The following is a 7497-nucleotide window of genomic DNA, read 5'->3' on the forward strand; positions in this document are numbered from 1 at the left end:
ACAGTTTATACCCGCTTCTGGCGGTGGTCGCGCAAGGGCGTTTGGGAGCGCCTTTTCAAGCACTTGCGTGAAGATCCGGACTTTGAATATCTGATCATCGACAGCACCATCGTGCGGGCGCATCAGCATGCTGCCGGCGCAAAAGGGGGGCTCAGGATCAGGCCATCGGACGCTCGCGCGGAGGGCTGAGCTGCAAAATCCACGTCCTTGTCGACGGGCTTGGCAATCCTCTGCGTTTCATTCTCACCGCCGGTCAGGTGGCCGACATTGCGCAAGCCATTGATCTTCTCAAGGGCCTTTCCCTCAGCAAGGTGCTGGCTGACAAGGCCTATGATTCGAACGAACTGCGCGCCTTCATTGCCGGGGCTGGTGGTGAGACGGTGATTCCCTCGAAGCGTTCCCGGACAGTTACCATCCCCCATGACAGAGAAATCTACAAAGAACGCCATCTGGTTGAGTGTTTCATAAACAAAATCAAACACTTCAGGCGCATTGCCACACGTTATGAAAAAACGGCTCTCTCTTTCTACTCCATGCTCTGTCTATGCGGAGCCATGATCTGGATGCGGTAAATGTAAACACGCCCTAGTTCGACAAGCGAAAAATAACATCGGGGGAAGTGCTGACGGTCCATCAAGCGCAACCGGTCTTGGTCGTCGGCCCGGCTCTTGAGGAGCATCACCCCATGAAGAAGAACCGCCATGTGCGACGGGATCTGTTTACAGGATGGATTCTGGGCGCTCTTGTGTGGTCCGGAATAGCAGCACAGGCGGCATCCATTCATGCCGACAAGACCCGCCAGATGCAGGCCTGCCGTGATCTGGTGGCGATCATCGGCGGCACCCAGCGGCTGGAAGAAAGCTTTGAGAGGGCGGCGACGCCTGCGCGTATCCGCTTTCAGATCAAGCAGCTGGATGAGACCTATCGGCGTTTGCGCGGCCATGCCGCACAAAGGACCCGGTCCAATTCTTTGCCTCTGCAAGGTTATGACCAGACCTTCTGGTATCGGCCCGCTTTCCGGCGGGCGGCGCTGCGGCAGTTCAAGGATCAGGCGCGGGGATACAACTGCACGCAGATCCTCTCCGGCCGGCTGGGAATGACGAAAGCAAAGCCCGGTGAGACACGGCGCAGTTTCCGCAAGATGGGGTTCTGGTCATTCTGGAATGACACGACGCGCACGGCAGCCCTTGCCTTTTTGTCCCTCGCCGTGGTGGCCCTGTTTGGTGTGGTGGTGCGCGACCGATTGGAGAAACGGCGGGAGAAGCGCTACATCGTGCGCATCAAGACCATTGCCGAGCGGGACGGGCGCATCGAGGCGGTGGTGATTCACAATATCAGCCGCGGAGGCGCCAAGGTGCGTTTTCTGCCCATCCGTCCCTTCAGGAAAGGCGAGCGCCTCGCTTTGCGCATCGGCGATGTCTTTGTGCCGTGCAGCGTGGTCTGGGTGGGCGAAGGCATGGCGGGCCTGCGATTTGCCAGGCGCATTCACATCCCCAAGGCCTATGTGACGGCTTCTCGCGCGGCAGTGTGAAGTCAGGCCTGCCATTCAAGCCAGAAAATCAGGACGATGAAGGCGAAGAAGGCGAGCTCGAACAGACCGAGCACGATGAGGATGAAGGAGATGCGCCGGCCGGAGGGCTTCATGCGCAGCCAGAAACTGTCGAGAAAGGCTCTCCCGCCGGGGAGACGTTCCAGCCATCGGCGGTGGCGAAAATGGCGGTAAAGGGCATGGGCCCAGGGCAGCAGGGTAGTATCAACCTCATCGGTGCGGCGGGAACGTTCCTCTTCAGGCACGCCGGAATAATCATCGATCAGCACTAGGCGTGACAGGGTGCCGGCCGGTGACTCTTCGGCAGGGGGCAGAATGCGCATTTCGGTTGCTGTCTTCAGCCAGCCTTGCCATGTCAGGCGCAGGCCATTTGGCATCTGCCGGATCTTGAAGGTCAGATCATGCTCCTGCTCCGTTGCCAGATTGCGCAGCCGCAGCCGTCCCGCATCCGGTGCGGTTTTTTCGAAATGCTCGATTTCATAGAGGGGATTGACCCGCAAGAGCGGTTCCACGGCCTCAACCAGCTGGCGCAGGCGCGCTGGTGAAAGAGGGGTGGCGATATCCACCCGCGCTTCATCGCGCGCATTCTCCTGATCCCGGCTTTGGGGCTCAGGGGCAGTCCTGCCGGTTTCCGCGGCGGTGTATGGGGTGTCTGGCATCTGTCCGGAAAGTGTCTGCATGGGCCTTTACGGATTTTTCTGGCTTGCCAGCGGATTGGGCACGACGATGAGAGGGCAGGGCAGCGCGCGCATGAGGCTTTCCGGCTTCATGCGGGAGCGATAGCCCGGCACGCCTTTCGGGCGGGGGGCGCCGATCATGACCAGATCCGGATTTGTCTCGGCGACGGCGCTGAGCAGACAGGCATCCGGCCGGCCGAACATGGCGCGTATCTCCATGGCAATGCCGCGTCTTTCGGCTTCACCGGCCACGCGGCGCACTTCCTTTCGCGCCTCGCGCAAAAGCTCGTTTTCCAGATAATCGCCGAAGGCCTGTTGGGTGACGACGTTGTTCAGCCAGTCATCCCCGCGCATGCCGCGCCAGAAGTCCGGCACCACATAGAGAAGCACGATGGCCGCGGCGGCCTCTTCCGCCAGGGCAAGGGCCGCTTCCTCTGCGGCGCGGGCGCCCGGCGTGCCGTGACTGGCCAGCAGAATGCGGCGAGGAGAAAGAAGCGTTGCGTTCATGAGGTGGGCCGTTTTTTCAAGATCCGTTTGGCAAGGAAGGCGATGGCCCGGTGAGGCATGATGCGCTTTTCACCGGGCCATCCGATATGTTTGGAATGAGGCGCCCTAATCCACGAAGAGATAGACGCCAAGGGCGATCAGCAGGGCCAGCACCAGCGCCATGAAGTCCTCGGTACGGTCCGAGCTGAAGATGGACAGCGCTGAGCCGCGATGATAGCGGAAGCCGTCCTCCTCATGGATGTCGATGGTCTGGGTCTCATCCCCGTTGCTGCTGCCGTTGGCCATGGGCTTTTTCTCGGACATGGTTTCCTCCCCAGAATGTGCGTTTGTGGCGGGCGGGCCGGTGCCAGACCGGCCATCAGCCCCTTTCATGTCGGTTCACGTCAGATGGTCTCATGGACAAAGAGCAGGATGACGATGAGCGAGAGCACCGCCTTGACCGTGCCGACAATGCCGCCCACCACCAGAGGCTGACCACCGGCCTGACGGATGGCGGCCATGGTGATCTGCATGCCAAGCCCTGTGAGACCGAAGGCGAACAACAGCGTGATCCACTGTCTGAACTTCTTGATTTTCTTGGCCGTATGGCGAACGGCCTTGTGCGCCTTCTTCAGCAGCTTGTTCGCCTTCTTCGACATGATCTTGGCATTGTTCAGCCCGCGGATGAGGGCATCATCCTCACGGCTCATGATCTTGCGGTTCTCAATGAGTCGCTGCAGGGCCGGGGCATATTCGGGCTTGGCCTGCTTGACCTTGTCGAACTCGGCCTTGAGAACGGCCACTTCCTCGGGCTTGAGAAGCTTGGATTCCGGTATGTTGTTGTCGAAATACTTGCCCTTGTAGTGCTGCGGCGGCGCGAAGATGCCGGTGGAGGACAGGGCGAACATCAGGATGAAGCCCAGCACGAAGATGGGGAACTTCTGAAAGATCACCTGAAAAACGTTCACCCGTTCGTTGCCCTCCTCGCGCTTGACGAACCACAGGGCCAGCCACAGCACGATGATGGGCAGGAAGAGCACGCGGGTGATGTTGAAAATCTCCGCCACTTTCAGGGTTTCGATGCCGTCCGGTTGATAGGCGAGGGCAGCACCCGCCACCTGGGCGGAGTTGAGAATGCCGGTGCCGGCCCAGGCGCCGAACTGCACATAGCCCATGTCAAGCATGTTGCCGATGATGGGGAAGAGGAACATGCAGCCCACGCCCCAAAGCAGGATGGTACCGATGGTGTAGGCGATTTCCACCGGCTTGGCCTTCACCACGGGCGAGGCGGCCACCGTGGCGGAAACGCCGCACACACCCATGCCTGCGGAAAGCACGCCGGTCATGGAATTGGGAAGGCCGCGCAGGCGCCCGAGCAGGAGCACAAGCCCCACCGAGCCGAGGACGAAAAAGCCGATGAGAACGACGGAAAGCTTGCCCAGCTGCTGCAGCTCCGCCAGCGAGTAGAGCGTGCCGAGCAGGATCACGCCCGTCTTCAGGCCGAGACGGGACAAGCGCACGCCGTTTCGCGCCCACATGGGCACGCCGATGGTGTTGGTGATGATGATGCCGGCGAGAATGCCCAGCACCACGTAATTCAGGCCCAGGACCTGATGCAGGTATTTCGCGCCCATGACGGGCCCGAGCGCCTTGCTGAGCACGGCGACATAAGGGGCGACAAACCAGCGGATGATCATCGCCACCAGCATGATGAAAATGGCGCCGGCGACTGTTGAGCCATAATAGTCGAGATCGCCTTCCTCATGCCGGCCCCACAGGTGCCAGGCGCCGAAGACGATGCCAATGACACCGAGGATATAGCCGAGCCAGATCATCTCGCCCTTGTACTTGCCGGCATGCAGATAGGCGATCAGCCCGTCCAGCGCACCGGTGCCGACCAGTATGCCGATCAGCAGGAATATGCCCCCCATGATCAGCAAGGCCGGATGCTTGTGGGTGTAGACCATGCGTTTCCCCTCCCTAATTGCTTTTTGTTCCTTGATCGAGATCAACCCGGCACGGGGAGTTTATAAAATGGAAAGAAAAAAGAAAAGATATTCATGTTAGCTAATATAAAAATATCATGATAAACTATTGAATTTCCGAGTGTATTTAAAATTATTCGCGAAAATCCATCAAACTAAGCTTTTATGCTAAAGAGTAATTAATAAAAATTTTATAAATAACCTCTTCTGGTTTCAGATGTTGATGCAAATAGATCCGATCTTGTTTGGAGAAGTAGTGTATGTTTTTGGGAGAAGCCGTGTGGACTTTGCGAATTAGTCTGGTGCGGGCGGGGGGACTTGAACCCCCACGGCTCGAAGGCCTGCGGATTTTAAGTCCGCTGCGTCTACCGGTTCCGCCACGCCCGCAACATGCTGCCCTTTTTTCTGATCGGCAGCCGTTTATCGGTTTGGAAAGGTGCCGCGGGATTGGAATCCCGTGCGCTTAAACGTCGTCTTCCTTATCCTTCAGAATGACGGCTTGGGCAACCACGATGCGCCCCTGATCCATGGCAATGGCAGGCGAACCGTAAAGCACATAGCCTTCCTCAAGGGCCTGGGAGACTCGGGCGCAGAAGCTGGCGTCATCCGGGCCGGTGAGAAGACGATAGCGCAGCCGCCTGCCCGTATTGCGATTTTCCCCTGCGTCATCCCGGTCCGTCAAGCCGGGCCTGTTTTCATCGGTCATGGTCGCGCTCCCTGCAAGTCCTTGCTCATACCACCCTGCATACTGAACCACCCACCGCCCCGCGCCCCCACCCAACCCCCAAATTATGAAAGACAAGGGCTTGGGTGGGGACGCGGGGCGATTTCACCGGTCAGCCTTTGCGCACCTTGGTATCATACGGAATACTTCGGCGGGCGGCATGCATCGGCTTTGTCCTGCCGGACCGGCTGATTCTTTCCCGGCCGATTCATGCCGTTCCCGCGGAGGAGGGTGATGCCCTGTTGCGGCGGGCCTGATCAAGGGCGAACAGGGCGATGGCGGCGGCATTGGAGACGTTGAGCGAGCGGATGGGGCCCGGTGCGTCCAGACGCAGCAGGGCGTCACAGTGCGCGCGCGTCTTGTGGCGCAGGCCCTTGCCCTCGGCACCGAGAACAAGGGCAACGGCGCCGGAGACGGGCAGGGAACAGTCGAGAACGCCCTCGGCCTCACTGTCCAGACCGTAGATGGTAAACCCGTAGTCCTTCAGCTCATCCATGGCGCGGGCGAGGTTGGTGACCTGCACGAGCGCCACATGCTCCAGCGCGCCGGAGGCCGCCTTGGCGAGAACGGGGGTCAGGCGCGGGGCGTGGCGGGCGGTGGTGATCACGGCGTGAACCCCGAAAGCGCACGAAGAGCGAAGGATGGCGCCGACATTATGCGGATCGGTGACCTGATCGAGGAGCACCACCGTGCCCTCGCGCGCGATCTCGTGCAAAAACGGGCGGGGCAGGGGCTCGGCGAGCAGGGCCACACCCTGATGCACGGCCTCCGGGCCGGTGATCTTCTCGATCCTTGAGGGATGCACGATCTCGGGCTCAATGCCGCTTGCGCGCAGCGCCTCGATTTCCGGCGCCAGCCTGCGCGCGGCATTGGCGGTGATCAGCAGCGCCTGAATGCGCCGGCGCGGATTGCGCAGGGCTTCCGCCACCGTGTGCAGGCCATAAAGAAGCTCCACGCCTTCCGGCAAGGGCTCATGCGCGGGCGGAGAAAGGGCATCGCCCGAAGGGGATCTCTTGTTCCGTTTCATGGAATACTTATATCCTGTTTCGCATCCTGGATACACCCTTGCGCCGACGGCCGTGCACAGGGGCGAAAAGGCGGCGTTTGAGCGGTCTTTCTGCCGGATGCGTGGCCGGGCTCTTTTAGCCGCTTGACAGGATGGAGGCTTGTGCGCATAAAGCCTCCAGCCCGGGCCGGGGAGATGGCCGCGGCCGGATCGGGCGCATGTATGGAGGGGTGCCCGAGTGGCTAAAGGGGACGGGCTGTAAACCCGTTGGCTTTTGCCTACGCTGGTTCGAATCCAGCCCCCTCCACCATTTTCCCTCCCTTCGTTTTTTCGCGGAATCTTGCCGGACTTCTGCGGCGGATTCGCGAAAGGGTGAGGGGAGCGGACGCCATGGGCAAAAAGGAGCCTTCATTGGCGTTGTGACGTTCGTGACGTGTCGCGCCAGGGGCCTGGTTTTCCGGTTCGTCAACGGCAGGGTTTCGGAGGCGATTTCACCTTTGTGCTTTCAGGATTCCGGTTGTATGGCCGGTTCTTTTGCGGGTGTAGCTCAATGGTAGAGCAACAGCCTTCCAAGCTGAAGATGGGGGTTCGATTCCCCTCACCCGCTCCAATTCCTCTTGCAAGGCGGCAGAACACAGGCTAGGGAGCATGTCGACGATTCCGGCTGCGCCCTGTCTGGTCTGCACGGAATGTTTCGAAACGAAACGAGGATGGGCCGTCGGCGCGGGTGGATCGAATCCTGGCCGTCCCTGGCCTGATATGAAGGCGGGGCGGCAAGATGGTGCATGATCAAAAGGGTTTCTTGCGGTCGCCGCTTTTTCCGGCTCTTTCGGGAAACGGCGGAAAGCGTGAAGGAAAAGGACGATGGCGAAGGAGAAGTTTGAACGGACGAAGCCGCACGTGAACATCGGGACGATTGGTCACGTGGACCATGGCAAGACGACGCTGACGGCTGCGATTACGAAGGTTTTGTCGGAGCAGGGCAAGGCGCAGGCGACGGCGTATGACGAGATTGACAAGGCGCCTGAGGAGAAGGCGCGCGGCATTACGATTTCGACGGCGCATGTGGA

At 60.0% G+C, this 7497-nt stretch carries 9 protein-coding genes, 3 tRNA genes and 1 pseudogene; 6 read left to right on the plus strand and 7 right to left on the minus strand.

The annotated features are described in order from the left end of the window. From EK16_RS12470 to EK16_RS00995, 3 genes and pseudogenes are all read left to right on the plus strand, one after another. Positions 1-189, plus strand: a pseudogene (locus EK16_RS12470) (IS5/IS1182 family transposase); the annotation flags it as partial. Further along, positions 165-572, plus strand: coding sequence for an IS5 family transposase (locus tag EK16_RS00990; RefSeq protein ID WP_231573548.1), 408 nt, complete (start codon positions 165-167; stop codon positions 570-572). The pseudogene EK16_RS12470 and the gene EK16_RS00990, both read left to right, overlap by 25 nt. 113 nt (positions 573-685) lie before the next feature. Continuing rightward, complete coding sequence (locus tag EK16_RS00995) at positions 686-1531, plus strand: PilZ domain-containing protein (protein ID WP_038033771.1); 846 nt, start codon at positions 686-688, stop codon at positions 1529-1531. A gap of 2 nt (positions 1532-1533) precedes the next feature. Here EK16_RS00995 and EK16_RS01000 read toward each other — a convergent pair whose 3' ends face one another. The 7 genes from EK16_RS01000 to rlmB all read right to left on the minus strand — a co-directional run bounded on the left by EK16_RS01000 (position 1534) and on the right by rlmB (position 6448). Next, complete coding sequence (locus tag EK16_RS01000) at positions 1534-2229, minus strand: hypothetical protein (protein WP_038033774.1); 696 nt, start codon at positions 2227-2229, stop codon at positions 1534-1536. Positions 2230-2235: 6 nt separating this feature from the next. After that, positions 2236-2733, minus strand: a complete 498-nt coding sequence (locus tag EK16_RS01005) for a universal stress protein (RefSeq protein WP_038033776.1) — start codon at positions 2731-2733, stop codon at positions 2236-2238. Positions 2734-2838: 105 nt separating this feature from the next. Then, positions 2839-3036, minus strand: coding sequence for a hypothetical protein (locus EK16_RS01010; RefSeq protein ID WP_038033778.1), 198 nt, complete (start codon positions 3034-3036; stop codon positions 2839-2841). Positions 3037-3116: 80 nt separating this feature from the next. Beyond that, on the minus strand, positions 3117-4679 hold the full coding sequence (locus tag EK16_RS01015) for a YeiH family protein (protein ID WP_038033780.1): 1563 nt from the start codon (positions 4677-4679) through the stop codon (positions 3117-3119). A gap of 318 nt (positions 4680-4997) precedes the next feature. Then, positions 4998-5084: transfer RNA gene (locus EK16_RS01020), tRNA-Leu, on the minus strand. A 76-nt stretch (positions 5085-5160) separates the two neighbouring features. Next, the gene (locus tag EK16_RS01025) at positions 5161-5403 is read right to left on the minus strand and encodes a DUF1737 domain-containing protein (protein ID WP_038033783.1); all 243 of its coding nucleotides are present in this window, start codon (positions 5401-5403) and stop codon (positions 5161-5163) included. Positions 5404-5629: 226 nt separating this feature from the next. After that, the gene (gene rlmB / locus EK16_RS01030; RefSeq protein WP_081910128.1) at positions 5630-6448 is read right to left on the minus strand and encodes a 23S rRNA (guanosine(2251)-2'-O)-methyltransferase RlmB; all 819 of its coding nucleotides are present in this window, start codon (positions 6446-6448) and stop codon (positions 5630-5632) included. 203 nt (positions 6449-6651) lie between these two features. Here rlmB and EK16_RS01035 point away from each other — a divergent pair. The 3 genes from EK16_RS01035 to EK16_RS01045 form a co-directional block, all read left to right on the plus strand. Beyond that, positions 6652-6737 (plus strand) — tRNA-Tyr (locus tag EK16_RS01035). A gap of 226 nt (positions 6738-6963) precedes the next feature. After that, positions 6964-7037: transfer RNA gene (locus tag EK16_RS01040), tRNA-Gly, on the plus strand. A 254-nt stretch (positions 7038-7291) separates the two neighbouring features. After that, the coding region (locus EK16_RS01045; RefSeq protein ID WP_038033785.1) for a GTP-binding protein at positions 7292-7497 on the plus strand (206 nt) is incomplete at its 3' end.

Origin of the sequence: Thermopetrobacter sp. TC1 (assembly GCF_000746275.1) — a bacterium.
GTDB lineage: Bacteria > Pseudomonadota > Alphaproteobacteria > Rhizobiales > Aestuariivirgaceae > Thermopetrobacter.